We start from the raw sequence: 26,305 nt of genomic DNA, 5'->3' as shown, positions 1-26,305 counted from the left end.
GGCTGGAGGCCGAGCTGCTGGTGGACACGCTCGTCGACCGGCTGCCCGGGCTCCGGCTCGCGGTCCCGCCCGAGGAGGTGCCGTGGCGGCGGGGCGCACTGATCCGGGGGCCCGAGGCCCTGCCCGTCACCTGGTGACCGCCTTCCTCCCGCCCGAGGGGCTGCTCGTGCCACCGGGCCACGGGCGCACCGTGCGCACCCCGGCCCAACACGTGACGTTCAAGGTGACAGGCGCGCACTCGCGCGCGGCCTCCAGCTTCGAGGTGGTCGTCCCGCCCGGCTTCGACGTGGGCGCCCACGTGCACGCGCGCAGCGAGGAGCTGTTCTACGTGCTCGAGGGCGAGCTGGACGTGCTCGCCTTCGAGCCTCGGGTGCGCACCCCGGACGGCTGGCGGCACTGGGAGTCACCATCGGGCGGCCGCGTGGTGCGGGCGGTCCCCGGCACGGTCATCGTCGTGCCGCCGGGCTGCCCGCACGCGTTCGCCAACCTCACCGACGAACCGGCGAAGATGTTCTTCCAGGCGTCCCCGCCGCCCGACCACGAACGGTACTTCGAGGAACTGCTGCAGATCCTCGATCGCGGCGGGCCCCCCGACCACGCGGCGATCGAGGAGTTGCGCAATCGCTATGACATCGAGCAACTGACACCGCTCCGGCACGGCGGGAGCCCGCCCCTCACCGCCCGTCCCTCATCAGGCTCCGCCGACCGGTGATTGCCAGTCAGGCTTCAAGGGTGGTGACTCTGTTGCCACTCCTGCGACTGCGCGCTGGCCTGTGTGCTCCGGTGGCATGGGGGTCGAGGGCCGTGTCGCTGCATCCGCGAAAGAGCACGAGCATCCCGGCCAGGACGAGGAAGACGGCGTGGGCGAGCCGCCCGAGGGAGGTCCGCCTGCCGGCGACGGCGGCCCACCCTGCCGGTGATTCTCCACTCGGACCGCCGCTGCCAGTACGTCAGCCGACTTATCTCGCGACGCTCACGGGACTCCTGAACGCGCTGACGGCCGATGTCGGCGCGGCGGCAGCGGGCCGTGAGGGCGCCGGGCCGGCGGCCCGACGGTCCGGCTCCACCGGTAGCGCCCCCCGGGACCGTCGCCGTCCTCGTGACAATTCGTCCTTGTTGCGGTCGGCCGGCGTCCCGGTGTGTGCGAAAGTCCTGCCGCGCCCCGTGCCGTGGCTCTACGCTGCCGGGCAATAGCTGGCGCCGAGTACGGGCGGATGAGGCATGCAATGGTCCGAGCTGGTACCCGATCTGCGGTTCGCCCTCACCCGCGGCGAGGAACAGAGCACCTTGTATCTGGCCGGTGAGCTCGACGCCGCCGCGGCCCTGACGCTGTTCCGCGCGCTGCCGCTGCCCGACATCTGCGCGGGGCGGGTGGTGCTGGACCTCAGCCGGGTGACGTGGTGCGACGGGGCCGGCGTGGACGTACTGCTGGCCCTGTACTACCAGGCCGCCGCCACCGGCGGGCAATTGGTGCTGAAGAGCGCGCACAGTGCGGTGCTGCGCGCCCTGGCCCGCCACGGGGAGGAGGCCGCGGTGGAGCTGGCCCGTGCCTGCGCCGCCCGGATGCGCGCCGGTCACCACCCCGACCAGCGGCTGCTGCAGCAGGCGATGGGCATGGCGCTGCGCCTGACCGGCAGCACCCTGGGCACCGCCCAGGTCTGGGACGCGCAGGCGCGGACGCTGCGCATCGTGACCCAGCGCGGCTTTCCCCGGGACGTGGTGTCCTTCTTCGAGACCGTCAACGTTGGGGAGTGTTCCTGCGGCACCGCCGCCCTCAACCACTCCCCCGTCGTCGTGGAAGAGGTCCGCGGCCACCCTTCCTACGCCGGCACCCCGGCCGCCGACGTGCTGGGCAGCGTCCCCGTCGGCGCGGTCATCTCCCTGCCCGTCATCACCCCGGAGAGCCACCTGATCGGCATGATCTCCGTCCACCACCAGCAGCCCAGCCGCTGGCCCGCCGAACAACGCCGCCGCCTGCACACCCTCGCCCACGCCACCGGCCAACTCGCCCACCACCCCGCATAACCACACCCCTACACCCGGCCAACAGACCGGGCCGTTCGTTCGCTGGCAAGAGCCTGCGGACCCACCACCGCCGACGCGTGCCCAGCTCGCCGCGATGCGCCCATAACGGGGACCCGCATCGCATCAGATCGAGTATTTGAGCGGTTCCCGTCCGCCGTCCCGTCATGAGCTGCGGGCCTTCGCCGAACGCGTCGCCGAACAGCAACTGGCACAGGTACAAGGGTGGAAGGCGGCGGAGGAGCGGCACACGACTGAGTGGGAAGGGGGCGCCGCGGCCCGGTCGGCGACGCCGGAGTGGCTGGTGGAGCGGAGCCTGGGTGGGCGGGCGTCAGCGGTGTAAGTGCACGCTCGTGCCTGCCACATGGCGGGCAGGCGGGCGAAGGGCGCGCCGCGGAAGGTGGCGGTGCGGGCGCTGGCCCAGGGCGTGGAAGCCTGCCCGCACTGCCACCCCGAGTGCAGGCGAGGCGGTGCACGTCTCGGCGTCCGTCCGGTGGCCGCGGCGGCCCGCCCGATGGTGGTGGGTAAGAGCCGACGCTTGCGGGCGCTGTGGGTCACAGACATGTAGTCGGCGTCCGCGCGGCTCTGTACATGACCCCTTGTCCCCGGCGTGCGCGCGGTGAACCACTACGCCGTCCGAAGCAGGGCGGAGACGAACGAGTCGCTCGGGATTGCGGCCGGTCTGCGGTGTCGGTGCGTCGCCGCTCCGCTCCACTGGAAGACGAGGGAACAGGGTGGATGGAGCCGCGACTGCCGGTGGGTGGATTGGCTCAGCGACGGCGGCTGCGGCCGGGAGGCGTCCGTTGTCGGCCGCTGCAGGCAGCGTTCCGCGCGCGCAGGCGTGGCCTGTCGTCCGTCACCTGGCGTATCCGGCAGCCGCGGACGGAGCTGGTCTGCCGGCTCGATCCCGCGCGGGTGTGAGGGGCACTTCCACTGCGGTGCGGCCGTGGCGACGATTCCACCCGCACTACGACCATGACCGGCTGGTTGAGCCGAGATAGGGGATCAGCACGCGCGGCGTTGTCTCGTACGGGGCCGGGCCTGGCCAGTCGGGCTCGTGGGGACTGCTGTGGGGCACCGTGGCCGACGGCCATCTCGGCGCCGCCATGGAAGAACTGCAGCACACCCTCGACGTAGGCCCCACCCTGGACGCCGCCCGCACCGGCGAGACCGTCACCGAGACCGACCTGAACAGCCCGGCCGCCGCCGAGCGCTGGCCCGCCTTCACCACCACGGGCCCCTTCCCCCTCGACCAACGACTCGACCTCGACCTCGACCTCGACCCGATGACGCCGGTGACTGGCTCGGCTTCAGCCCGGCGCCGCTGGGAGGTTCGGGAGAGGCCTGCTGTACAGCGCCTCACCCATGAGGGAGTGCTCGCCAGTGACGTGTGCGCGGATCGAGGCGATGTAGTCGTCGCGGCGGATGCGGCCGTCGCCATCGGTGTCCAGGGTCGCGAACGCGGCTTCGGCGTTGTGGGCCGGGTTGCCCAGGGCGGTGCGCAGCGCGATGAACTCGGACAGGTCCAGGGTACTGTCCTGGTCGGTGTCGGCGAGGTCGAAGAGGGCGCCGAGGACGGGGCGGCAGACGGTGTCGAAGGCCTCGGCGCCGGCCCAGGCCGCGTACTCGTCGAAGGTCAGTTCGCCGTCGCCGTTGGCGTCCATGGACGCCCAGGCCTGCTCGCCGGCCGTGCGGGCGGTGACGACCAGCGGGTCGTCCTGCGTGCGCCGTGTCGCCCGGGCCACGTTCGCGGTGCGCGCGAGGTATTCGTCCCGGGAGACGACGCCGTCCTGGTCGGCGTCCAGCATCGCGAAGACGAGCCGCTGCGCTGCTGTCTGGTCCATGAAGGTTCCTTCTGTTGTGCTGCGGTCCGGCTCGACTGTCCTACCCGGCAGCTCGGAGGCCCAGGCGGCCCGGCCGGTGCACGGGGGTACGTGCCCCGCGTGGGGCGAGAGGTGGCGCGGTGGTGCGCCCCGACGAGCCGGGGCCGGTGGGCACGGTCTTGGGTAACCAGGTCTCGTCGACGATGGTGATCGGAAATCCCTGGAGGATGCATGTTCGGCGGACGTGGTGGAGCAGTGGCGCTGGCCTGTCTGGCCCTGGTGGGACCGTCGCTGGTGTGGGCGCCGGCCGGGCAGGCGCATCCCGTTGCACACAGCGAGGGCGTCCGGTGCACGGGCTCCAGTACCAGCACCTATGACCCGCCCCTGAATCTCACGCCGCGGGCAACCCGGGTGCACACACGGGCGGAGTACGAATGCGGCATCGCACCCGGCCGCATCGTGGCCGCCACCTCCACTCTGGAAGGCACCTCTCCCACGGCGTCCTGCATCGCACTGGGCAGCCCCCGCCTCACCGAAACCGTCCGCTACGCCGACGGCACACGGTCAGAGATCGTCTACGAAGGCGGCACAACCGTCCGTGTCGCCGGCGTCCTGGTCGTGCTCATGTCCGGCCGGGTCGTCGAGGGACAGGGCGAAGGGCAGGCGGCGCGCCGGATCGTGCCCGCTCTCCCCGCCCAGCTGCCCACGCGGTGCCTCACCTCGGGCGTCACGGGCAGCAATGGGGTGGCGCTGCTGGAGATCGGACGGTGACCCCGGCCACCGCGGGGGTGATCCCCACCGAACCGGTCGGCAGCATCCCCCGCCCGCACGAGCTGCTCGCAGCCCTGACCGCCCATGCCGCCGGAGGAATCGGCGACGACGCCCTCGCGGCCGCCCAGGATGCCGCGGTCGCCGACACCATCCGCCGCCTGGAGGAGCTCGGCTGCCCGGTCGTCACCGACGGCGAACAGGCCAAACCCAGCTTCGTCACCTACCCGCTGACCGGCCTGCACAATGTGGCGCCCGACGGCGTCGTCATCCCCTTCGCCGACGGCCACCAGCGGCAGCTGCCCCGCCTGACGGCCGGGCCGCTGCGCTACGCCGTCCACGCCGACCGCTACCTCAGGGCGGCCCTCAGGCACGCGACCGTCCCCGTCAAGCAGGCCGTCATCGCGCCCTCCGCGCTCAGCCTGCTCTATCCGCCCGACGGCATCGACGGTTACCCCCGCGAGGCCTTCCTCGACGACCTCCTCGCGGAGGCCGAGGCCGACATCCGCGGCTGCCTGGACGCCGGCGCGCACCGCGTCCAGCTCGACTTCACCGAGGCCCGGCTCTCCCTGAAAATCGACCCCGGCGGAAGCCTGCTGGAACAGTTCGTCGCGCTCAACAACCAGGTCCTGGACCGCTTCTCCCCCGCCGAGCAGGCCCGCATCGGCATCCACACCTGCCCCGGCGGCGACCAGGACTCCACCCACAGCCTCGACGTGGACCACACCGCCCTGCTGCCCGCCCTGCTCCAGCTGAAGGCCGGCGCCTTCTACATCCAGCTCGCCAGCGAGCCGGACCCCGACCGGGTCCTCGCCGTCCTCGCCGACCATCTGGCAGACCGGGCCCGCGTCTTCATCGGCGTCACCGACCCCCTCGACCCCCGCATCGAAACACCCGAACAGGTCCGTGACCGCATCCTGGCCGCCACCCGCCACCTGCCCGCCGACCGCATCGGAACCTGCGACGACTGCGGCTTCGCCCCCTTCGCCGACGACACCTCCACCTCCCGCGAAACCGCCTTCGCCAAAATCCGCGCTCGCATCAGGGGCACCGCCCTGGCCACCCGTGAACTGGGCGGCTGACACCCGCGCACAAGCGCGGCACTCACCCTGGGTGGAGTCAGCCACCAGGGCACCGGTACGAGGGGCGATGTCACGTGTACCTGGCACGCTCACTCCCGACGGGTGCCGAGGAAGTGGCACGCCGTGGGATGCTCGGTCGAGGGGGTGTCGCACATGGCTGATGATTCCCCGACCGGACGGCGGCAGCAGGCATGTCCACCGGCCGATGCGCCGGCCTCGGATGCGCGGGTCACACCGCTGGCGATAGGCAGCATTGTCTTCGCCGCCTGCGTGCTGTGCCTGATCGGTCTCTTCCACGCCATCGTGGGGCTGGCCGTCCTCATCGACGAGGAGGTGCTGTCTCCGCCGGACAGCTACCTCTTCTCGTGGGGTACGCACGGATGGGGGTGGCTGCATCTGGGGTTCGGTGCCGCTGCGGTGGCAGCTGCGGTGAACCTGTTCAGCGCCCGCCCCTCCGCCCGTGTCATCGGCATCGTCGCGGCCTCGCTGAGTGTGGTGAAGAACTTCTTCTTCGCGCCTTACTCCGGCGTCTGGTCGGCGATCATCGTCGGCATGGACGTGCTGGTGATCTGGGCCCTGACCCAGTACGGCCCGGAACAGGCGCAGAAGGTGTACGGCGCACGCCCGCGGTGACAGCACGGACACCACCGTCCCTCATGTACGGGATGCCGATACGTCATGAACCGGCACTTCTCCGCACGGCCCGCGCGCCGGCGTCCGATCGGTACGGGCGTGGCCGTGGGCGTGACGGTCGCCGTCCTTGTGGTCACCAACGTGGCCACTTGTCTGTGGGGACTTGCGTTCGGCTTGTCGAGTGCCGTCGTGGTCAGCGCGCTGCTGCTGGGGGTGCTCAGGTGGGCCGGTGGGAGCTGGGCGGATGCGGGGCTGGGCGCCGGTACGTTCGGGCGCGGGGCGTGCTGGGCGATGGTGCTGATCGGGACGGTCGGCATGGTGTATGCGGCCGGGGCGTTGCTTCCGGTGACGCGGGGTCTGTTCGCGGATGTGCGGTACGGCGGGCTGTCCGGCGGTCAGGTGGCGTGGCGTGTGTTGGTGATGGTGCCGCTGGGGACGGTGCTGTTGGAGGAGACCGCCTTCCGGGGTGTGCTGTACGGGCTGGTGCGCCGTGCGCGGGGCGTGGTGTGGGCGACGGTGGTGTCCAGTGCGCTGTTCGGGCTGTGGCACATCCTGCCGTCGCTGCACCTGTTGGCGGCAAAGCCCGCTCTGATGTCGTTGTTCGGGCGGTCCGGGTTCGGCGCGGTTGCTGTCGTGGTGGCCACAGTGCTGTTCACCGGGGCCGCGGGCGTGCTCTTGTGCGAGCTGCGGCGTCGCAGCGGCAGTCTGCTGGCGCCCATGGGGCTGCACTGGGCCGTCAACGCCCTGGGTTATCTGGTCGGCTTCCTGCTGCGGTGATCCGGGCCCGTAGGGGCTGTCGGGCCGGTTGCGGTGCGGGCGTGCGCGCGGGTGGGGCCGGGACGGCTATGGAGCTCGAGGCGGGAGTCGTCTCGACACCGCTGACTGACTCCCGCTCCCCGTGTGGAGGGAGGGTGGCGCCGTGCACGTGCGAGGAGGCACGGGGCGCCGGGTTCACCGGTCGGCCGCGATGACGTCCCGCAGCCGGTCCAGGTCGTGGGCGGTGACGCCCGTGGGCCGCAGGACGGCGTTCCAGCCGTCGACGTACTCGCTGGTGCAGGTGTGGCCGTGCCCGCCGGGGACCGCGGTGGCGAACGGCAGGTCGGCGGTGACCTGCCAGAACGTCACGAAGGGGATCCAGATCATGCCCGGCAGGACGTCGTTCCCGGCGGGCTGGGCGATCCAGTCCGGCCGGTGCAGGATCAGGCGCGGGCTCCACCAGACGATCGGGTCGGAGGGGTGCATCAGGTACAGGACGCGGCTGCCCTGCCAGGGCCGGTGCGCCGGCGGGACGGCTGCTCGCGGATCGTTGGTGAAGCGCACCGTCCGCCCGTCTCTGTAGACGGGCCGGATCTCCGGGCTGCCGGTGTCGCGGTGGTCGCTGAACTCGCGGAAAAGTGTGTTGAAGTTGGGCGGGCCGGCGAAGAGCGTGCCTGCGGTGCGGTTGCGCAGGTCGTACTCGCCGCTGAAGGCGGTCTCACCGCCGAACGAGCCCAGGCTTTCCCCGGCGACGAAGAGCCGGGGGCGCTGGTCGGGGGGCAGTTTCGACCAGCGGTCGTAGACGGTGTCGAAGAGGGCGCGGCCCGCCTCGCGGGCTTTGGTCTGGTCGACCAGGTAGGAGATCCAGGACGGGAGGTGGGAGTACTGGATCGCCACGGTCGCCGAGTCGCCGCCGCTGAGGTACTCGAAGCTGTCCACCGCCGCGGGATCGACCCAGCCGCTGCCGGTCGTCGTCACCACCAGCAGGTTCTTGCGCTGGAAGCCGCCCTGACGGTTCAGGTCCGCGACCGCCGCGGCGGCCCGGGACTCGGTGTCGTCGGCCGTGGCCAGGCCGGCGTAGGAGCGGATCGGTTCCCTGGCCGGGTGGCCGGTCAGCTTCCCGATGGCGTCCGCCGTGGGGCCGGTGCCGGTGAAGTTGCGGCCCTGCAGGCCCAGCGACTCCCAGGAGATGAGCGAGCCGGGGCCGCCCGAGCGCAGGCTCGTCGTGGGGCGGTGCGCCCCTTCCTCGGTGGTCGTGTCGCGCAACGAGAACGCCTCGTTGACGGCGCCGACGAAGCCGCTCAGGAGCACGCCGGTGACCAGCATCCAGACGAGGCCGACGATGGCGATCCAGCCGACCGCCCTCGCCGCGCGCTGCCCGATCCAGCGCCTGAGCAGGCCTGCCGTCCCGTGGTACAGGCGCCGCAGGGCGCGCCCGGTCAGCAGGATGAGACCGAAGATCAGTGCCGCGACGAGGGGCGAGAGCACCACGAGCCAGACGTCGTGGTCGCTCACGTCCATCAGCCGGCGGATCTCGTGCTGCCAGTACTGCCCGAAGCCGAAGGAGAGAGCGAACAGGACGGCCGCGGCCAGAGTGAAGGCGGGCCAGGACCGGCGACGCGGCGGCCGGGTCTCCCGGTCGGCGAAGGCGCGCCACACGTACGCCGCGAGCACGCCGATCCCGTAGCCGATGGCCGCGGTGATGCCGCAGACCAGGCCTTGGAGGAGGCCGCCGCGCGGGAGCAACGACGGGGTGAAGGACAGGCAGGCGAGGACGAGGGCGCCCCAGCAGCCGGGCAGCGTGAGGAACAGCCATCTGCGTGGCTTCGGGGCCTGCGGTGACGGCGGGTGCCCTGTGTCCGGTGCGGAGGTGCCGGCGGCCTCGGACAGTTGAGCGACCGTGCCCGACTCGGCGCGTCGGCCCCTGCGGTCCTGCGCCTTGCCCGGCTGCGGGCGCTCGGGTGGGTTCGACGCCTTCCTCACCGTTCCTGCCTCCGTCCGCGGATGGCGGTATTCGTCGCCCGGGGCCCGGGGCAGGAGAGCTGCGGCGGCGAGGCCGACCAGGCCGGTGGCGGCCAGGACGGTCAGCGCGGCGGCGTAGGCGTGCGTGGTGAGGCCGGAGACGAGGATGGTGCCGGCGAGGGCGGTGCCACAGGCGGATCCGAGGTTGGAGACACTGCGGGACAGACCGGAGATCTCGCCCTGCTGTGCTTCGGGGAAGCTGGACTGGACGACGTTCACCGAGGGGGTCAGCATCACCCCCAGGCCGAGGCCGAACAGCAGCAGACCGGGGACACTCGCCCATGCGGTGGTGGAGCGGCCGGCCAGGGCGATCAGGACGGCCACGCCCGTGACGGCGACGGCGAAGCCGGTCAGGATGAGGGTGCGTTGCCGGCGCCGCTTCGCCAGGCGTTCGGCGCCCAGCGAGGAGGCGAGCAGCCCGAAGGTGGCGGCGGTGAAGACGACGCCGGTCTCGATGGCGTCGTAGCGGCGCACGACCTGGAGGTAGGCCGCCACGGTGAACGAGGTACCCATCAGCAGCAGCCATTGCACGCCCTGGGTGACCAGACCCAGATTGGACGTGCGGTTGCGGAACAGGGCCGGCGACAGGAGCGGTTCTCGGCCGGACCGTTCCCGGGCGCGCGCCCGGTGGAGGAACCACCACAGGACCAGGGCGCCGAGGACGATCAGACCGGCCGCCAGCCAGAGGTTGTCATCGGCGGCCAGGATGCCCATGACAGCGAGGACGAGGCCGGCTGCGGACAGGACGGCTCCGCCGGTGTCGAAGGAGCGGTCCGGATCGGGCGGCAGGGGGTCGTCGAGACGGCTGCCGAGCATGATGATCATGGTGATGACCAATGCCTGGAAGACGAACGCGGCGCGCCAGCCGATCCCTGCGGTGATCAGTCCGCCGATCAGCGGGCCCGCCGCGGCGCCGATTCCGCCGGACATCATGATGACGCCGAAGGCCCGGGCCCGCGTTGTCATCTCCCGGTACAGGAGCGTGGTGAGGATGTACACGGGTGGGATGAGCAGGGCGGTACCGATGCCCTCGAGGACCGAGTAGCCCAGGATCAGCACCCCGAGTCCCGGAGCGGCGGCGCTGACCAGGGCTCCGGCGGCGTAGACGGTCAGGCCGGCCAGGAAGCAGCGCTTGCGGCCGAAGCGGTCGGTCAGTCTGCCGCCGGGAATCATCAGCGCCGCCATCACCAGCAGGAAGACGGTGATCGCCACCTGGACGCCCTGCACGGTGGTGTCCAGGTCCCGGCTGATGTCGTTGATCATCACGTTCGTGTTGGAGCCGGCGAAGCTGCAGACGAACTGCGCCAGGGCGAGCGCGGCGAGGACCCGTCGCGGCCCCGTCCGTTTGCCTGTCTGCCGCTGCGCGGACTCGGCCGTATCAGCCACCCCCGTCGCCCCCGGTCCCGGCCGGGCTGCCGCCGGCCGCACGCGGGGAGGCATCCGCGGCGCCGTCGGCGGCGCCGCGGGACGGCACCGGAGCAGCGGTTGGCAGACCACTGGTCATGTCGCCTCCCGCGGTGGGCGGATACCGGTCCACACGCCCTCCTTCGATGCACCGCCGTTACCCTCGGCACGGGAAGGGATCTGCGGCTGTCGGCCACACTTCCCCCCGGTCCCGCACCCGCCCAGCCTCAGGCCATGCCGTCGTTCCGCCATCACCCACCGCGGGTGAGACCGCCGTGCGGCTTCCGAGCCGGCGCGCCCGGACGACGACTTTCTGGCAACAGGTCAAAAGGGACACTTGTCCCAGCGGTCAGGAGCGCGCGAAACGGTCGCCGTGCCGTTGATGAGTCAGGCACTGGGAGCAGGGCACAACGTGCGTGTGCCGCTGTGGGCGGCAGTCGGGCCGGCGGTTCAGCGTTCGTCGGGATCGGGAGGCGTGGGGGGCCTCCACTGCGCGCCGGTGCGCAGCCGGAACGCGGCGACGGCGGCCTCGACGGTGGGGAAGAAGTGGTCCGGGTCGATGGTGCGGGTCAGTCCGTACCGTTCGCTCGCCCGTCGCACCGGGTCCTTCAGCTCGGCGAACACCAGGTGCAAGTGGGAGGCGTTGAGAGTCGTGTCGAGTTCTTCGAGGATGTCGGCGGCGGTCGTGTCCACGTCGGCGACCGGTTCAGCGCGGTGGATCACCAGGCCGGGCAGTTGCGCGGCCTCGTGGTGGGAGCGGATGTCGTGGTAGCCCTCCAGTCCGTCGACCGGGCCGAGCACCGTGCGGTAGGGCCGCCACGCCCGCCGGGGGACGTTGAGGACGGACAGCCCGACGGCGAGGGCGATGCCGGGCAGCACGCCGAGCAGGGCGACCCCGAGGAAGGCGGCGCCCAACAGAAGGAACTCCGTCCTGCGCTGCCGCCACAGCCGTACGGTGCCGAGGACATCGGCCAGGGAGAGTGACGCAGTGATGACGACACCGGCGAGGGCAGGCTGGGGCAGGGTGCGGAGCAGGCCCGGCACCAGCACGGGCTGAGGACGATCAGTCCCGCTCCCACCGCCCCGGTCAGCCGGCTCTTCGCACCCGCCCGTTCCGCCACCGCCGTGCGCGACCCGCTGGTGCCGACCGGGAAGCCCTGCAAGGGGCCCGGCGTTTTTCGTGCCATACAGGGCGGTGGCCGTGGTGTGGTCCAGGACCACGGCGACAGAGGTGGTCACTACGCGGTCGCCGGGTCCTGACCGCATGCGCGGTGGCGGCCCGACAGCGCACCCCGCGCCATGGCGACCTGGCTCAGCCTCGCGGTCGGCGCCCTGCGCCTGATCAGCGAAGTGGATGTCACTTGACTACCCCGAAGCCCTGAGGGCTGTCGCAGCATGACTCCGAGCTTCGGTCTTTGTCAGGCGGGCTGTCTCGCGAGGTACTCCAGTGGAACGGCGCTTCGGCGTTCGTGAGTTATTCCCCGACGGCTCCCTGGGCCACTCAGGGGTCGACCGGGTCCGGCGCACGCGTTCTCGACGTTCTTTCAGGCCGAGACGAGGGGCAACGCCGCCTCAGATGGTCGGGGTGTCGTCAACGATCGGCTTGTGAACCTCAATGACCGGCTTCCACCCCGCGGAGAACTCGATGAAGTCCGCACGGGTGGGGTAGGTGTCGATCGCGCGACGGTCACGCTTGGGGCTCTCGGTCGCCTTGCGCCCCCGGGGAATCTGCTCCTCGAAGATGTCGACCTTCACGTCGGGAACCTCTTTGAGACCCTGGCGCCAAATCTGCACGAGGTCGGCGCCGAACGCCTGCCGGGCCGCAGCGTAAAGGGCCGAGAGGGCCCCCTTGTCCCCACCAGGGACGAAAAGCGCCAGGTCCAGTACGACACCGGCGGACTGGAGGACCTCGATGGTCGCCGAGCCGTTCTCGTCGGCCGAGTAGATTCCAGCTTCATCCTCGTCGTCGGGAAGGCAGGTAACCTCTTCCTGGAACATGGTTCTCGCCGTGATCGAGCCTCCCTCGAAATCCTCACCGGACTTGGTGAGAAAAGCAGGGACATAGCAGTCGGGAAGCTGAAGTTCTGCCGTGTCGGCGGAAACGAAGATCCTGTCCTTCACGCCAAGCTTCGTCACTTCTTCCATCGAGAGGCGGCGAGCGGTGATCTTCTCCGTGTTCACGATTTCCCTTTCAGTCTGCACTGTCCCTCCGAAAGAGGACGCTACCACGAAACCCTGAGGTCAACTGCCCAGTAGCTTTCGGGTAAATGGCCTCCGAGGACCTGCACGGGAGGATACCGAAGCGGGTGCCACTCGGTCGGGAACACGCATCCGCCAGGCAGTGTCCCCCGTCATGGCGTTGCGGATCAACTGACGCCTGCAATTCGGTACGTTGGGTAGCACGGAGGAACCAAAAGAGAGGTTACGATAGATATCACCCATATCACCTTCGGGAAGGTGGCGGCGGGGTAAGGCAATCCATTCGTCCGTGCATCCATCTCGAAGGGCACAGCGGAACCAACCGGATGGCCCGACAACGCACCATCGGAGGCCGTGATCGGCCTCTCCCTCGCCGCCCTGGCCCGGCTCGCCCTCGCCGCTGTCGGCGTCCTGCTCCGATGCCCGCCGCCGGCGCGGCCTGACGGTCCTCCGTGGCGGCCGTCCCGCATGGTGAGCAAGAACGTGGGGCGGGCATCGCGGAGGGCCGGACAGCCTGGCCCGACCCTCACGCCGATCCCGCCGCACTTCCATCAGGCTGTTGCGCAGCGGCTGCGCAGCACTTCCACACCGTCGCCGTCGAGGTCGTCGCAGTACGTCGCGCGTCCGGTCATGGCCATCGTCAGGGCCAGGGTGGGGCCGGACACCAACGGCCCGGAGCCGGTCGCGAAGGGGCCGTCATCCGCGCTGAGTCGCAGTCCACCGATACGTCCCTTGGCGACGACCACGAGGTCCGAGCCCCGGTAGTACTCGGCCACCTGCGTGACGACCTCGATCGGATGGTCACGGCGGATGCCCAGCGGGCGCCGGATGTCCTCCCCGTGCACGATCGTCTCGCCCAGCATGGCGATGGCGGGCAAGGGAGGCTTGGTCCGGCTCGGGACGATGTGCCGAAACCGCTCGAGGGTGTCGGCCGGAGTCGCGCCCAGCTGCTCGGCCAGCCGCATGGCCACCTGCTTGTCGAAGTCGAACCGGCAGCGGATCACACCCGCCAGCCAGCTCACGGCGTTCAGGCTCGCGCCCGCCGTGAGATGCGCCAGTACCTCACGCACCGTCAAGCCGGCGCACAACGACGGCCTCGCCCACTGCTCCGTTGTCAGATCCTCGAGATCGCTTGCCAGTGCAGCTCGCTCAGCGTGGATCAGGGGCCAGGCCCCTGCCCCGCGGCTGCCGCGGTCCGCTGCCAGTTCCGGATCAGTCATACGGGAAAGATCTCCTGTGATTGGGGCGTGCCCTGCATCGCACCCGGGCCGGATCAGAGGGACGTCCGACAGGGGCGTTCGTAAGACAGACTCCTGCTCCGGAGCAAAGTCATCGCCCGCGAGTGATCTTTCTGAAGAGCGGGAGCGGTGCGAGGCGATCCTCAACCCGCCGGTGGACATGGGGAACATCGCCCGACGTACAGAGGACCGTCCGTCCACGGTCTCGGCCGTTGAGCACCCGGGCCTTACGGGCGGCCGAGAACAGAACCCAGTCGCCGCGCACCCGTACTCTGCGGTCGACTGCGACGGGTGTACGGAGCTCATCACGCCCACCCGGCCCAGCTCCCGACTCCGGGCGCAGCGACGCCGTTCGGCTCACGAAGCGGCTGGACCGGCGTCTTCGACGAGAAGAGCGGCCAGGTGAGCGCGGACGGTGTCGGCGTCCGGAACTCCGAGGTCGGTGTAGAGAGTCAGGGCTTCCTCCCAGTGGCGTCGAGCCCGATGAGGAGTGTGTGCCGTGTAGCAGCTGGCTGCGATGCCCGCATGTGCGCGAGCGGTCTCGTACTGTTCGCCGGTCTGCACGGCCAGGGCCAGCGCCTCGGCATGCCGGGTCCGGGCCTCGGCCGTTCGGCCGCTTGCCTGCAGCGCCTCGCCCAGGCCGTTGAGCGCCTCGGTCTCACAAGGGCGGTAGCCGGTCTGCAGGGACAGGTCCAGAGCTCGCCGGTGGTGATCAGCGGCCTGTTGATGGTGTCCCTGCCGGCAGAGCACCAGGCCGAGGGAGGAGAGCGTGTAGGCCTGGCCGACCCGGTCACCGAGGCGCACGAAGAGATCGAGTGCTTGGCGGTGGTGATCGGCGGCCTGCTGGTAGTGCCCTTGTCGGCGGAACACCGAGCCGAGGAAGGTGAGCGCGTAGGCCCGGTCGGCCCCGTCACCGAGGCGCACGAACAGATCGAGTGCTTGGCGGTGGTGATCGGCGGCCTGCTGGTAATGACCCTGCCGACAGAAGGACAGCCCCATGATGTTGAGCGCGTAAGCCTGATTGGCCAGGTCACCGAGGTGCACGGACAAGTGCAACGCTTGGCGCAGGTGATCGATGGCCTGCTTGAAGTGTCCCTGCCGCCAATATGCCAGGCCCAGACACGTCTGAGCGTGCAGCTGGGCGTCGTGGTTGCCGATGCGCCGGGACATGTCGAGGGCTTGGAGGGAATGATCGACGGCCAGCTCGTGGTCGCCTCGCCGCCAGTACACCAGTGCCAGGTGCGGCAGCATCTGTGCTTGTCCGTCCTGACTGCCAGTCCTTCGGAAGAGGTTCAAGGCCTGGTGGTAATGGCTGGCTGCCTGCTCGTAGCGTCCCTGTCGCCAGTAGACGAAACCCAGGTAGGCCAGCGCGTACGCTTCGCCGTTGTGGTCGCCGATGTGGCGGGCTGCCTCGCGGGCATGGGTGTGGACGGTCAGCGCGACGACGTACGTGCCACCCTTGTCCAGGCTGCGGAACAGCTGGGCGGCCAGACCCACGGCGTGGCCCTCCCAGCCGTGTCGGGCGGTGTGCGCGCTGACGGCGATCAGGTTGGAACGTTCGGAGTCCAGCCAGCCTCGCGCCTCTTCCGATGTGCCCACCGACGGGGCGGGAGTGACCGGCGTGAGACGGAAGAGCCGGGGGCGGCGATCCATCAGGTGGAGGCCGAGGGCTGTGGTGGCGGTCGTGGCGGTGGCCAGGTAGTGGTCGAACAGGCGGGTCAGTGCGGCGTGCCGGTCGGAGTCGGGGTCGGTGCCGGCGGCGAGTTCGGCGGCGTAGGCGTGCAGCAGGTCGTGCATGGCGTACCGGTCGGGGCCGGTGGCCTGGACGAGGTGGGCGCGAGCCAGCTTCTCGAGCAGGTTCCGGGCCGTATCGGGGCTGGTGCGGGTGAGGGCGGCGGCGGCGTAGGAGTCCCAGTCGGCTCCGGGGTGCAGGGCGAGCAGGCGGAAGGCCCGGGCGACGTCGGCGGGCAGCCGCTGGTAGGACCAGGAGAACACCGTCCGCACTCCGGCTCCGCTGTTCTCGTCCGTTTCCATCAGGTCCAGCCGTCGCTGTCGGTCGGCCAGTTCGGCGACCAGTGCGGCCAGGCTGTGGTGGGGGCGAGCGGCGACGAGCTCGGCGGTGAGCCGCAGCGCCAGGGGCAGCCGTCGGCACAGCTCCGCCAGGGTGGTGGCGGCCTCGGGTTCGGCCCTCACCCGCGCTCCGATCAGTTGGTGGAGCAAGGTGTGTGCATCGCGGTCGGGGAACAGGGTCAGCTCGAGGCGGTGGGCTCCGTGCAGGGCGACCAGTCCCGGCAGCGTGTCGCGGCTGGTCACCAGGGTTCGGCAGGTGGGCGAGCCGGGCAGCAGGGGCCGTACCTGCTCCGCGGTGGCGGCGTTGTCCAGGACCACCAGCATGCGCCGCCCGGCGAGCTCGCTGCGATACCGGGCCGATCGGTCCGCCACGTCCAGGGGGATGTCCCGGCCGCCCAGACCGAGCGCGGCCAGCAGGCGGGCCAGCGCCTCCCCGGCGGTCATGGGCTGTTCGGGGTCGTAACCGCGCAGGTTCACGTACAGCTGTCCGTCGGGGAAGGCCGGGCGGGCCCGGTGGGCCCAGTGCACGGCCAGCGCCGTCTTGCCCACCCCCGCCGTGCCGGAGACCAGCCCGACCGCCGCCGCCGTGGAAGCCGCATGCGGTAGCGCCAGTCGGTCCAGCCACGCCAACTGCCGGTCGCGGCCGGTGAAGGCGGCCACGTCGCCGGGCAGCAGGCACGGCACCGGACCGGGACGCCGTTGTGTGACGGGTGGTGTCAGGGCGGGATCGGCATGCAGCACCGCCCGTTGCAGACCCTGTAGTTCCGGGCCGGGTTCGATGCCCAGCTCCTCCGCCAGCAGCGCTCGGCCTCGGCGGTAGGCGGCCAAGGCCTCCGCCTGCCGCCCCGACCGGTACAGGGCCAGCATCCACTGAGCGCGCAGCCGCTCGCGCAGCGGGTGTTCACGTACCAGTCCGGCCAGTTCGGTCACCACCCCCGAATGCCGGCCCAGAGCCAGGTCCGTTTCGATGCGGTCCTCCAGGACGTCCAGCCGGTGTTCGGCCAGCCGGTCCCGCTCGTCCTGCAGCATCGGCCCGGCCAGCCCCTCGCACAGCGGGCCCCGCCACAATCCCAGCGCCTCGTGCAGCCCCTCGGCCGCCGCGGGCAGGTCCCCGGCGGCCTGCGCCGCCCTCCCCCGCTCGGCCTGCGCGGTGAACGTCTCCAGGTCGAGCCGTCCGGCCGGCACCGTCAGCACGTAGCCGGCCTCGGTCCAGGTCAGCAGCCGGGACGGGGCGCGGGCCGGGCGGTCGGGTTCGAGCACCCGGCGCAGCGCGGCGGCATGCCGCTGCACCAGGTTCACCGCCCGCCCCGGCGGTGTCGTCCCCCATACCGCGTCGATCAAGCGATCGCGTGACAACGGCCGGTTCGCGTGCAGCAGCAGTACCGCCAGCACCACCCGCTGCTGCACCGGACCCGTGTTCAGTTCCGCCCCGTTGCGCCACACCCGCAGCGGGCCGAGTACCTCGAAACGCAGCGTCCCGGGCGCCGTGTGATCACCCATCGCCGCCTCCGGTCGAGCGAAGCAGTCGCCCTCAAGGTAACCGGCACAGCGTCCTGCGGACACCCGTCAGGCGGCGCTGCGGGCCCGTCGCAGCGGGCGCTGCGGTCTCCCCTGACCAGTGCGTGCCGAGGGACCACCGGGGCCGGTCCCCCGCATGTCCGCGCGGACACTCACCTGTGGCCGCCCCGCGGGAGGGCCGACGTCCGCGTGTGCGGATTCCGCAGCCGCTGGTGAATGAGAAGGCGGGCGCAGACCACCGGTGTCTCCGCGGTGACGTACCCGACGCGGGCCTGTCGGTCGGCCGCCTCTTCAGCTCTTGGGACCGCGGTCTCGCACTTGCCCGGGACCTTCGGTCGTACCCGACGTCCTGGATGCTGCTCAGTCGGCGGTGTTCCCGTTCCCTGTCTTCTCCTCCGACACGGTCTTCTCCTCCGACACTGTCTTCTCCTCCGACACGGTGGCGAGGTGCTGTCGCAGAGCGTCCGCCGCTTCCGACCGATGGCCGGCCAGGAGCAGGTCGGCGATGTGTACGTGTTACGTGCAGCGGACGACGGCTCGGTCGCGTCCGAGGGAGCGGCGGTACTCGATCAGGCGGCGGAGCCGGTCGACGCGGTGGAGGGCGTCGATGGGCGAGCGCGTTCTCGGTGACGCGGTCGGGCAGGCGTCCGTCGAGGCGGTCGGCCGCTATCCGCAGGTAGGTGTCCGCAAGGTGGTCCGGTGCCGGGCGGCGAAGGGTACGCGCGGTGAGGTCGGCGCCGGTGAGGGCCACCAGTACCCGCCGCGCTCCGCGGATTCGACGACGCCTTCCTGTTCCAGCAGGCGCAGGGCCTGTCGGACCGGAGAACGGGAGACCTTCAGGAGTTGGGCCAGGAAGCGTTCGACGAGCCGGATTCCCTTGGACAGGCCGCTGCTGCCGATGTGGTCGGCGATGCGGTCCGCGGTCCGCCGGGTGAGCGGGGTGACGGCCGCGCCCGTGTCGGCGGTGTCTCTCCGCACCGTGGGCGGGGTCATGGCATCGCCTCCGCGGGAAGGGGCCGGAGCCGCCGGGGCACTTCCCAGGGCGACCCCGTCCGCATCTGTGTCGGCACCGCCGTCCTCGCCCTCCTCGCAGCCCTCGACGGGGACGGCACCACCAGCTACATGATCATCTGCTCCGCGTTCCTGCCGATCTACCGGCGCCTGGGCATGAACCCGCTCATCGTCGCGACCCTCGCCACCATGGCGCTGGGCACCATCTCCGGCACCACTCCCTGGGGCGGCGCCGCCACCCGCGGCATCAGCGTCCTGCACCTGGACGCCACCGAGATAGCCCGTGCCGGCGCCATCGGCCAGATCCTGCACTCCTGGGCCCGCCCTCCGCGCCCCTGTGGGTCCTCCTCGGCCTGGTCAAGGCCGAACTCGGCGACTTCCAGAAGCACGCTTTGCGCTGGGGCATCCCCGTCTCCCTCGCCTACATCGCCTTCGCCGTCCTCACCGGCGCCATCTCCGTCATCCAGCACCGCACCAGCACTGCACGGGTACTGCGCGGAAGGTCCGTCCTGAACGGGCTGTCCGGCGAACGCGCACCCACCGGTGTCGCACGCCGCCCGACGGGCTCGCCGGGCGCCCGTCAACAGGTGGACGCCCGTCAACAGGCAGGCGTCCACACACGCGGGGCCATGCGGTTCTCCCCCGTCCCCCATCCGCATCCGCATCCGACATCCGACATCCGACGCACACGCTCGGCGCCCCTCGCGCGGCACTGGCCCGGTGGGTTCGGCGTGCCGTTTCCGCACCGTAGCCGTATGGGCTCGTTAGGTGCCGCGCGCCGGTGGAACGGTCAGTACGGGCAACGGCCGTGCCCGCGCCGGCGACCTCCCGGACGAGTCCGCGAGGACGCGGCGGCCACGACGTGCGATCGCAGGAGTGGGTCCGGATGAGCAGCACCGCGAGTCAGGCGCCGGCGGACACCGCTCCGCCCGAGCTCGGCCGTCGCCGGACCCTCGTCGTCTTCTCGACGATCGTGCTGGGGATGCTGATGGCCGCACTGGACACGACGATCGTCGCCACCGCGCTGCCCAGCATCGTCGGCGACCTGGGCGGCGCCGGGCACATGTCCTGGGTGGTCAGCGCCTATCTGCTGGCGGAGGCGGTCGGGACCGTCCTGGTCGGCAGGCTGGGCGACCTGTTCGGCCGCAAGCCGCTGTTCCAGGCGAACGCGGTGCTCTTCATCGCGGGCTCGCTGTTCGCCGGGATCGCGCAGGACATGCCGATGCTGATCGCCGCCCGCGCGGCCCAGGGCCTCGGCGGCGGCGGCCTGATGGTCACGGCCATGGCACTGATCGCGGACGTCATCCCACTGCGCCGGCGGGGCAAGTACCAGGGTGCCCTCGGCGCCGTCTTCGGCGTCGCGACCGTGGCCGGCCCCCTGATCGGCGGCCTGTTCACCGACCACCTGTCCTGGCGCTGGTCCTTCTACGTCAACGTGCCCCTGGCCCTGGTGATGATCGTGATGACCGGCCGGTACGTACCCCTGATCCGCACCACGCGCACACCGGTGATCGACTACGCGGGCATCGTGCTGGCCGCCGTAGGGACGGTCGGGCTGACGCTCGCCGTCAGTCTGGGCGGCGTCACCTTCCCGTGGGGGTCCCCCGCGGTCATCGGCCTCTTCGCGGTGTCGCTGGCGGCGTTCGCGGCGTTCGTCGCCGTCGAGCTGCGCGCCCGGGAGCCCACGCTCCCGATGCACCTGTTCCGCAACCCCGTCTTCACCCTGTGCGCCGTCCTCAGCTTCATCGTGGGCTTCACGATGCTGGGCGGGCTCACCTATCTGCCGACCTACCTGCAGTTCGTGGACGGTGAGTCGGCGATCGGCTCCGGCCTGCGCATCCTGCCCATGGAGGCCGGGCTGCTGCTGATGTCCGTGGTCAGCGGCGCGCTGGTCAGCCGCACCGGCCGGTACAAGATCTTCCCGCTGCTGGGCACCGGGGTGATGGCGCTCGCCCTGTACCTGATGTCCGGCATGGACGCCGACACGAGCACCTGGCGCGAATCCCTGTACATCGCGATCCTCGGTGCGGGGCTCGGCCTCGCCGGGCAGGTCCTGACCATCGTCGTGCAGAACACCGTGGCGTACCACGACCTGGGCGCCGCCACCTCCGGCGTCAGCTTCTTCCGCACCCTCGGCCAGGGCTTCGGCGCGGCTGTCTTCGGCACCCTCTTCGCGGGCGGCCTGGAGACGAACCTCGCCGATGCCCTGGAGCGGTCGCCGGCGACCGACCCTGACGCCGCGTCGACCCCGCACACCCTCCACGAGCTGCCCGCCGAGCTGGCACGTCCCGTGATCGACGCCTACGCCGACGCCGTCGGCCACGTCTTCCAGTGGGTGGCGCCCGCGGCGCTGCTCGGCGTGCTCGTGGCGCTCTTCCTCAAGGAGGTGCCCCTGCGGGACCCCTTCCAGTACGCCGCCACCGACCTCGCGGACGGCCTCGCCGCTCCGACCTCGGCCGACTCCGACCTGCAACTGGAGCGGGCGGTCGCCGCCCTGCTGTACGCCGAGCGGAAGTCGGCCGCCCCCACGGTGCTCGCGGCCTCGGGCAGCGTCCTCGCGCTCGGCGAGGCGTGGGGCATCCGGCAGGTGCACTGGCGGGCGGCCGTCGGCGGTCACGCCTCGCTCCGGGCCGTCGCAGGCCACCACGACCTGCCCGGCGACGTGCTGCGCCCGCTCTTCGAGCGCCTCGCCGCCACCGGTTTCGTGACCCTCGACGGGGACCGTCTCACCCTGACGGCCCTGGGGGACCGGGAGGCGGACCGGATCAGCGCCGCCTGGAAGCGGTGGATCGGCGAGCGCCTCGGCCGCGACTATCCGGAGGCCGAGGACCGGGCGAGCCTGGACCGCGTGCTCAACGCCATCGCCGTCCAGCTCTACGACCACGAGCAGCGGAGTCACTCCCTGGTGACCGGATGACCGGGTGACCGGGTGACCGAGTAAGAGGAAGGTGGGTCGAGCAGCGCCGTACAGCCTGCTGTACCCGGAATCCGGGGGTCCGCGGGAGTGAGGCCGCCCCTGCCCCGGTGGTGTTCTTGGTGCCCGAGAGAACAAGCCTCGACTCGTAACCCAGGAGCGTCCCGATGACCCTGCAGCCGCCGACCACCGGAACCGAACGACCGCCGCACCCGCCGACGCCGGGGAAGCCCCGGCGCCCCGGAGCCGGCGGCGGTGCCCGGGACCTACTCCGCCGCCGCCCGCTGGCCTCGTTCTTCACGATGGCGTCCGTGCTGAGCTGGGTCGCCTGGACCCCGTACGTCCTCTCCGGCCACGGCCTGGGGACGTGGTCCCTGCGCTTCCCCGGCGGTGACCTCGGCAGCCAGCTCATGGGTGTGCTCCCCGGCGCCTACCTCGGCCCGATCGCCTCGGCCCTGCTCGTCACCGCGGCCTGCGACGGCCGTGCGGGGCTGCGTACCTGGGTACGGCGGATGACACGGTTCCGCGTCGGCTGGGGCTGGTACGCCGTGGTCGTCCTCGCCGTACCGGCCGCGCTGACGGCCGCCACCACGGTGCTGACCGGTCAGATCCCCGTGGCGCCGCCGGTGACCGTCCTGGCGGCCTTCCTGCCCGGCCTGGTGCTGCAGATGATCACCACGGGCCTCGCGGAGGAACCCGGCTGGCGCGAGTTCGCGATGCCGCGGATGCAGGACCGGTACGGGCCGCTGTTCGCGACCGTCGTCGTCGGTGTCCTGTGGGGCGCCTGGCACCTGCCGCTGTTCCTCACCGAATGGGGCGGCGGCCCGGGCGTCGATCCCCTGTACGTGCTCGAATTCCTGGTCACCGTCATCGCGTTCAGCTTCGTGATGACGTGGATCTTCAACCGCACCGGTGAGAGCATGCCGCTGGTCATGCTCTCCCACGTCGGCGTCAACAACTTCGTCTCCGTGGCCTGGACCGACACCTTTCCCGGCGCCGACCCGGCCTACTCCACCCACGCCTTCCTGCTGAGCTCGGTGGTGGCGGCCGCCGTCATCCTGGCGGCCACCCGGGGCCGCCTGGGCCTGCGGCGCCCCGCGCGGCTCGGCTGAGCCGCGCGGGGCGCCGGCGGTCACGGCCGTACGACCGCCACTCAGCCCGCACCGCCGTCGAGCAGCCAGTGGTTACCGCAGCCGCAGCGCCCGCTCCGTGCCGGCCACCGCGGCACCGGCCCCGAGCGCGAAGTCGGCCCGGGCCGGCAGGTCGACGGGCGAGGTGAAGACCCCGGTGTACCGACCGAGACCGTCACCCCGGGTGAGCTGCTCCAGGAGCTGCAGGAGCAGGAAGGCCAGGGAGACCAGGAGCACGACCACCGCCACGGCACCGACCCAGCGGCTGAGCGCGGGGTGCGCGCGGTCGAGGCGCGCACGCCTGGCTTCGGCGGAGCGGGGGTCCGGGACGAGCTGCCGCTCGGTGCCGTCGGCGGTGACGTAGTGGCACCGTTCGAGCCCGAAGGCGCTCGCCCGTGCCTCGACGGTGCCGCCCGGGACGGCGAAGACGGCGGGGAGCTCGGACTCGGCGTGGTGCCTGCCCTCGAGGAACAGGTGGGCCTCCTTCACGCCGGAGGACCTGTCCTCCCTGACGTCGACGGCGTAGGCCCGCCGTCCCCGGGCACCCGCTGCAGGGCCCGGCGGTGCCGCCACTCCTTCACCATGTCACCGGCTCCCGTCACTCGCTCGGTTCCGCCGCACAGGCGAGGTTCCGTGCCGGGCGCTCTCCGTCGGCCAGGTACGCCGTCACCGCGTCGGTCGCGCAGGTGTTGCGGCTGAACGGGTAGACACCGTGCTCGCCCCCGTCGACCGTGATCATCTGGGCCCGCTTCCCGAACGCCTTCCGCAGTTCCTGGGCGCCGGCCAACGGCGTGGCCGGGTCGCGCTCGCTCTGCACCATGAGGACGTTGGAGGGGCCCCTGTCACCGATGCGCACCAGCGGCTCCTCCCGCTCCTCCGGCCAGAACGCGCACGGTCCGATGTCGGCCGTGACCCCGCCCAGCATGGGGTGGGCCACCCGGAACGGCCCCGCCGCCGGTGCGAGGAGCACACCACCACCGGCGTCGTCGGGGTACGGCCTGCTCGGCCTCGAGAAGAGGGCCTGAGTGGACACCGAACGCGACCCGGTGCGTATCGTCGTCGACGACGACCAGCTGGTGCGGATGGCGCTGCGCCTGGTGATCGACGGAGAACCGGACCTGACCGTCGTCGCGGAGGCGGCCGGCGGGAACGAAGCGATCAGCGTGGTGGACGATCAGCGGCCGGACGTCGTCCTGATGGACGTGCGCATGCCCGGCCGCGACGGCCTCAGCGCGACCCGGGAGCTGCTGACCCGGCCCGCGCCGCCGCGGGTGCTCGTGCTGACCACGTTCGACTCCGACGACCTGGTCCTGGGCGCCCTGCGGGCCGGAGCGCTCGGGTTCGTCCTCAAGGACACCCCGCCGCCCCACATCCTGGAGGCGGTACGGACCGTCGCGGACGGCAACCCCGTACTGTCCCCGGCGGCCACGGCGCGGGTGATCGCGGCGGCCACCGGTCCGCGGTCCTCCGACGCCCGCGACTCGTCGTGCAGGGCCGCGCGGCAGAAGCTCTCCGCACTGACCGAACGGGAACTCGACACGGCGCGGGCCGTCGCGGACGGACTGGGCAACCCGCAGATCGCCGAGCGGCTGCACATCAGCGTCGCGACCGTCAAGGCGCACATCAGCAGTCTGTTCGCCAAGCTGGCGGTCGAGAACCGGGTACAGGTCGCGCTGCTGGTCCGCGACGCGGGAGACTCACCGTGAGCTCTCCGGACCGGGCTCTCGGTGGGCGTTCTGTCAGCTGTCGATGGTGTCCCACGTGTTCCCGTGCACGCCGGAGGACCAGCGGCGGGTCATCGTGGGTCCGGACGAGGTGACGGCCCGTCACCCGGCCCTTGTCGCGGCCCGGCCGCGCGGAGGGCTCCCGCGCGGCCGTCCCCGTGCCCGTCCTCCCTCTACCGCCTCTCAGGCGCCCTCGCGCCTGACGCCCGGCGGCTGCACCAGTTCCACCCGCAGCCCCGCCGGCGCCGTGGTGAGGAAGCAGGCCCGGCAGCCGCGGCCGCCCGCGAAGACCGGGGCCGGGTCCGACAGCCGTGCCGTCGTCGCCTCGATCGAGGCGACCCGGAACGCGACGTGGTGCAGGCCCTCGCCGTGGGCGTCCAGGAACTCGCTCACGGCGTTTAGCCGCACCGGCTGCACGAGCTGGACGAAGACACCGCCGCCCGCGTCGAGGTACGCCAGCCGCGAGCCCGGTTCCTCGGCCACCTCGTCGGCGACCAGGGGCAGCCCGAGCACCTCGGTCCACCAGGGCAGGGCGGCGTCGACGTCCCGAACCGCGTAGGCGACGTGGTCCAGCCGGTCGCCCGGGGTCAGGGCCGTCATACGGCGCTCACCGCCCGCGCCCGCGCCCTGTCCAGCAGGGCCAGCAGTCCCTCGGCGTCCCAGGCGGCGCGGCCCACGAACAGGCCGTCCACACCGGGTACGTCCAGCAGCGCGTCCGCGTTGCCCCGGTTGACCGAGCCGCCGTAGAGCACGGCCGCGACCCGGCCGCCCCACTCCTCGCGCAGTGCCCGCATCACGTCCGCGATCTCGTCCGGGTCCGGTTCGCGGCCCTTCTCGCCGATCGCCCACACCGGCTCGTACGCGACGAGGGCGCGGGAGACGTCGCCCTGCCCACCGAGGGCCGCCGCCACCTGGGCCAGCACGTGCTCCACCGCGCCTCCACGCGTGTGCACCTCCTCGGTCTCACCGCAGCACAGCAGCGGGATCAGGCCGTGCCGGAGCGCCGCCGTCACCTTCCGGGCGGCGGTGGCGTCCGTCTCGGCGAAGTGCTCGCGCCGCTCGGAGTGGCCGATCTCCACGATGCGCGCCCCGGCGTCGGCGGCCTGCGGCACGGAGATCTCCCCGGTCCAGGCGCCCTCGTCCGCCCAGTGCGCGTTCTGTATGCCGGTCAACACCGGTGAACCGGGGCCGAGTTCGGCGGCCACCTCCGCCAGGGCGGTGGCGGAGGGGATCACGAAGGGCTGAACACCCGGGATGCCGTCACCGACGGCCGCGCGGATCCGGGCGGCGTGGGCGACGGCCTCCGCCCGGGTCTTGGTCATCTTGAAGCTGGTACCGATCCACAGCACGGGGCCGCTCACCCCCGGTCCGCCGCGGGCTCGTAGGAGCAGAGCGCCTCGACCTTGGCGGCGGACGGCGAGTTCTCGTCGAAGGTGTAGCCCAGCCACTCGCGCACCAGGCGGCGGGCGAGCTCCAGGCCGATGACGCGCTGGCCCAGGCAGAGCACCTGCGCGTTGTTGGACAGCACCGAGCGCTCGACGGAGAAGGAGTCGTGCGCGGTCACGGCGCGTACGCCCGGGACCTTGTTGGCGGCGATCGCGACGCCCAGGCCGGTGCCGCACACCAGTACGGCCCGGTCGGCCTCCCCGGCGGCCACCAGCCGGGCGGCCTCCACGGCCACGTGCGGGTAGTCCGTGTCCTGGCCGGAGTGCACCCCCACGTCCCGCACGTCGGTGACGGAGGCGTGGCCGCGCAGGTCGGCGGCGAGGGCCTCCTTGTAGTCGTAACCGGCGGTGTCGGAGCCGACGACGATACGCATCAGTGCTTCTCCTCGGGGGACGGGAGTGGTCGGGGGGTGAGGGCGGTGGCGATCAGGGCGAAGGAGACGGCGCCCGCGTCGGGGGTGCCGAGGCTCCGCTCGCCGTGGGCGCGGGAACGGCCCCTGCGGGCGGTGAGGGAGGCGGTGGCCTCGGCGGCCCCGGTGGCGGCGC

General features: G+C 71.8%; 23 protein-coding genes and 3 pseudogenes. 13 read left to right on the top strand and 13 right to left on the bottom strand.

Annotation, left to right across the window (positions count from 1 at the left end; genetic code table 11):
• From UW392_RS02300 to UW392_RS02285, 4 genes and pseudogenes are all read left to right on the top strand, one after another.
• Positions 1-137, top strand: a pseudogene (locus UW392_RS02300) (cytochrome P450); the annotation flags it as partial.
• Positions 134-712, top strand: a complete 579-nt coding sequence (locus tag UW392_RS02295; protein ID WP_320773124.1) for a cupin domain-containing protein — start codon at positions 134-136, stop codon at positions 710-712. The pseudogene UW392_RS02300 and the gene UW392_RS02295, both read left to right, overlap by 4 nt.
• 509 nt (positions 713-1,221) lie before the next feature.
• Positions 1,222-2,025: an STAS domain-containing protein gene (locus UW392_RS02290; protein ID WP_320773123.1), complete on the top strand. Its 804-nt coding sequence runs from the start codon at positions 1,222-1,224 to the stop codon at positions 2,023-2,025.
• A 340-nt stretch (positions 2,026-2,365) separates the two neighbouring features.
• Entirely contained in the window at positions 2,366-2,590 is a 225-nt protein-coding gene (locus UW392_RS02285; protein ID WP_320773122.1) for a DUF6233 domain-containing protein, read from the top strand.
• 742 nt (positions 2,591-3,332) lie between these two features.
• Here the strand turns inward: UW392_RS02285 and UW392_RS02280 are convergent.
• Positions 3,333-3,866 carry an EF-hand domain-containing protein gene (locus UW392_RS02280; RefSeq protein WP_320773121.1) on the bottom strand — a complete coding sequence of 178 codons (534 nt, stop codon included), beginning with the start codon at positions 3,864-3,866 and terminating at the stop codon, positions 3,333-3,335.
• A gap of 210 nt (positions 3,867-4,076) precedes the next feature.
• On the opposite strand from UW392_RS02280, the gene UW392_RS02275 reads away from it, so the two are divergent.
• From UW392_RS02275 to UW392_RS02260, 4 genes are all read left to right on the top strand, one after another.
• Positions 4,077-4,616: a hypothetical protein gene (locus UW392_RS02275; RefSeq protein WP_320773120.1), complete on the top strand. Its 540-nt coding sequence runs from the start codon at positions 4,077-4,079 to the stop codon at positions 4,614-4,616.
• The gene (locus tag UW392_RS02270) at positions 4,613-5,695 is read left to right on the top strand and encodes a 5-methyltetrahydropteroyltriglutamate--homocysteine methyltransferase (RefSeq protein ID WP_320773119.1); all 1,083 of its coding nucleotides are present in this window, start codon (positions 4,613-4,615) and stop codon (positions 5,693-5,695) included. Before UW392_RS02275 ends, UW392_RS02270 begins: the two co-directional genes overlap by 4 nt.
• A gap of 153 nt (positions 5,696-5,848) precedes the next feature.
• Positions 5,849-6,328, top strand: coding sequence for a hypothetical protein (locus UW392_RS02265; RefSeq protein ID WP_320773118.1), 480 nt, complete (start codon positions 5,849-5,851; stop codon positions 6,326-6,328).
• Between the two features lie 45 nt (positions 6,329-6,373).
• Positions 6,374-7,105: a CPBP family intramembrane glutamic endopeptidase gene (locus UW392_RS02260; protein WP_320773117.1), complete on the top strand. Its 732-nt coding sequence runs from the start codon at positions 6,374-6,376 to the stop codon at positions 7,103-7,105.
• 174 nt (positions 7,106-7,279) lie between these two features.
• On the opposite strand, the gene UW392_RS02255 is transcribed toward UW392_RS02260, so the two are convergent.
• From UW392_RS02255 to UW392_RS02235, 5 genes and pseudogenes are all read right to left on the bottom strand, one after another.
• Positions 7,280-10,492: an MFS transporter gene (locus UW392_RS02255; protein WP_320773116.1), complete on the bottom strand. Its 3,213-nt coding sequence runs from the start codon at positions 10,490-10,492 to the stop codon at positions 7,280-7,282.
• A 468-nt stretch (positions 10,493-10,960) separates the two neighbouring features.
• Positions 10,961-11,694, bottom strand: a pseudogene (locus UW392_RS02250) (SulP family inorganic anion transporter); the annotation flags it as partial.
• Positions 11,695-12,082: 388 nt separating this feature from the next.
• Complete coding sequence (locus UW392_RS02245) at positions 12,083-12,691, bottom strand: hypothetical protein (RefSeq protein ID WP_320773115.1); 609 nt, start codon at positions 12,689-12,691, stop codon at positions 12,083-12,085.
• Between the two features lie 569 nt (positions 12,692-13,260).
• Positions 13,261-13,929, bottom strand: a complete 669-nt coding sequence (locus tag UW392_RS02240; RefSeq protein WP_320773114.1) for a maleylpyruvate isomerase family mycothiol-dependent enzyme — start codon at positions 13,927-13,929, stop codon at positions 13,261-13,263.
• Between the two features lie 375 nt (positions 13,930-14,304).
• Complete coding sequence (locus UW392_RS02235; protein WP_320773113.1) at positions 14,305-17,517, bottom strand: AfsR/SARP family transcriptional regulator; 3,213 nt, start codon at positions 17,515-17,517, stop codon at positions 14,305-14,307.
• Between the two features lie 465 nt (positions 17,518-17,982).
• Between UW392_RS02235 and UW392_RS02230 the strand changes: the two genes are divergently transcribed.
• Positions 17,983-18,165 (top strand): hypothetical protein, encoded by a 183-nt coding sequence (locus UW392_RS02230; protein ID WP_320773112.1) that lies wholly within the window; start codon positions 17,983-17,985, stop codon positions 18,163-18,165.
• Between the two features lie 36 nt (positions 18,166-18,201).
• Here the strand turns inward: UW392_RS02230 and UW392_RS02225 are convergent, their stop codons facing one another.
• The gene (locus tag UW392_RS02225) at positions 18,202-18,528 is read right to left on the bottom strand and encodes a winged helix-turn-helix domain-containing protein (RefSeq protein WP_320773111.1); all 327 of its coding nucleotides are present in this window, start codon (positions 18,526-18,528) and stop codon (positions 18,202-18,204) included.
• On the opposite strand from UW392_RS02225, the gene UW392_RS02220 reads away from it, so the two are divergent.
• From UW392_RS02220 to UW392_RS02210, 3 genes are all read left to right on the top strand, one after another.
• Positions 18,436-19,059, top strand: a complete 624-nt coding sequence (locus UW392_RS02220; RefSeq protein WP_320773110.1) for an SLC13 family permease — start codon at positions 18,436-18,438, stop codon at positions 19,057-19,059. The genes UW392_RS02225 and UW392_RS02220 overlap by 93 nt on opposite strands.
• Before the next feature lie 268 nt (positions 19,060-19,327).
• Positions 19,328-21,463 (top strand): MDR family MFS transporter, encoded by a 2,136-nt coding sequence (locus UW392_RS02215; protein WP_320773109.1) that lies wholly within the window; start codon positions 19,328-19,330, stop codon positions 21,461-21,463.
• 164 nt (positions 21,464-21,627) lie between these two features.
• Entirely contained in the window at positions 21,628-22,572 is a 945-nt protein-coding gene (locus UW392_RS02210; RefSeq protein WP_320773108.1) for a CPBP family intramembrane glutamic endopeptidase, read from the top strand.
• Between the two features lie 72 nt (positions 22,573-22,644).
• On the opposite strand, the gene UW392_RS02205 is transcribed toward UW392_RS02210, so the two are convergent.
• Complete coding sequence (locus tag UW392_RS02205; protein WP_320773107.1) at positions 22,645-23,079, bottom strand: hypothetical protein; 435 nt, start codon at positions 23,077-23,079, stop codon at positions 22,645-22,647.
• A 109-nt stretch (positions 23,080-23,188) separates the two neighbouring features.
• A pseudogene (locus tag UW392_RS02200) lies at positions 23,189-23,530 on the bottom strand (alpha/beta hydrolase); the annotation flags it as partial.
• Positions 23,531-23,615: 85 nt separating this feature from the next.
• Here UW392_RS02200 and UW392_RS02195 point away from each other — a divergent pair.
• Positions 23,616-24,296, top strand: coding sequence for a response regulator transcription factor (locus UW392_RS02195; protein WP_320773106.1), 681 nt, complete (start codon positions 23,616-23,618; stop codon positions 24,294-24,296).
• A gap of 201 nt (positions 24,297-24,497) precedes the next feature.
• On the opposite strand, the gene UW392_RS02190 is transcribed toward UW392_RS02195, so the two are convergent.
• From UW392_RS02190 to UW392_RS02175, 4 genes are all read right to left on the bottom strand, one after another.
• Positions 24,498-24,914, bottom strand: coding sequence for a VOC family protein (locus UW392_RS02190; protein WP_320773105.1), 417 nt, complete (start codon positions 24,912-24,914; stop codon positions 24,498-24,500).
• Positions 24,911-25,663, bottom strand: coding sequence for a triose-phosphate isomerase (locus UW392_RS02185; protein WP_320773126.1), 753 nt, complete (start codon positions 25,661-25,663; stop codon positions 24,911-24,913). Before UW392_RS02185 ends, UW392_RS02190 begins: the two co-directional genes overlap by 4 nt.
• A gap of 8 nt (positions 25,664-25,671) precedes the next feature.
• Positions 25,672-26,133, bottom strand: coding sequence for a ribose-5-phosphate isomerase (locus UW392_RS02180; RefSeq protein ID WP_320773104.1), 462 nt, complete (start codon positions 26,131-26,133; stop codon positions 25,672-25,674).
• A partial coding sequence (locus UW392_RS02175) for a DAK2 domain-containing protein (protein WP_320773125.1) occupies positions 26,133-26,305 on the bottom strand: 173 nt, incomplete at its 5' end. The genes UW392_RS02180 and UW392_RS02175, both read right to left, overlap by 1 nt.

The organism is Streptomyces sp. CRN 30 (assembly GCF_034105845.1).
Note: the sequence above shows the minus strand (reverse complement) of the source record. Positions and strands in the feature narration are given on the sequence as shown.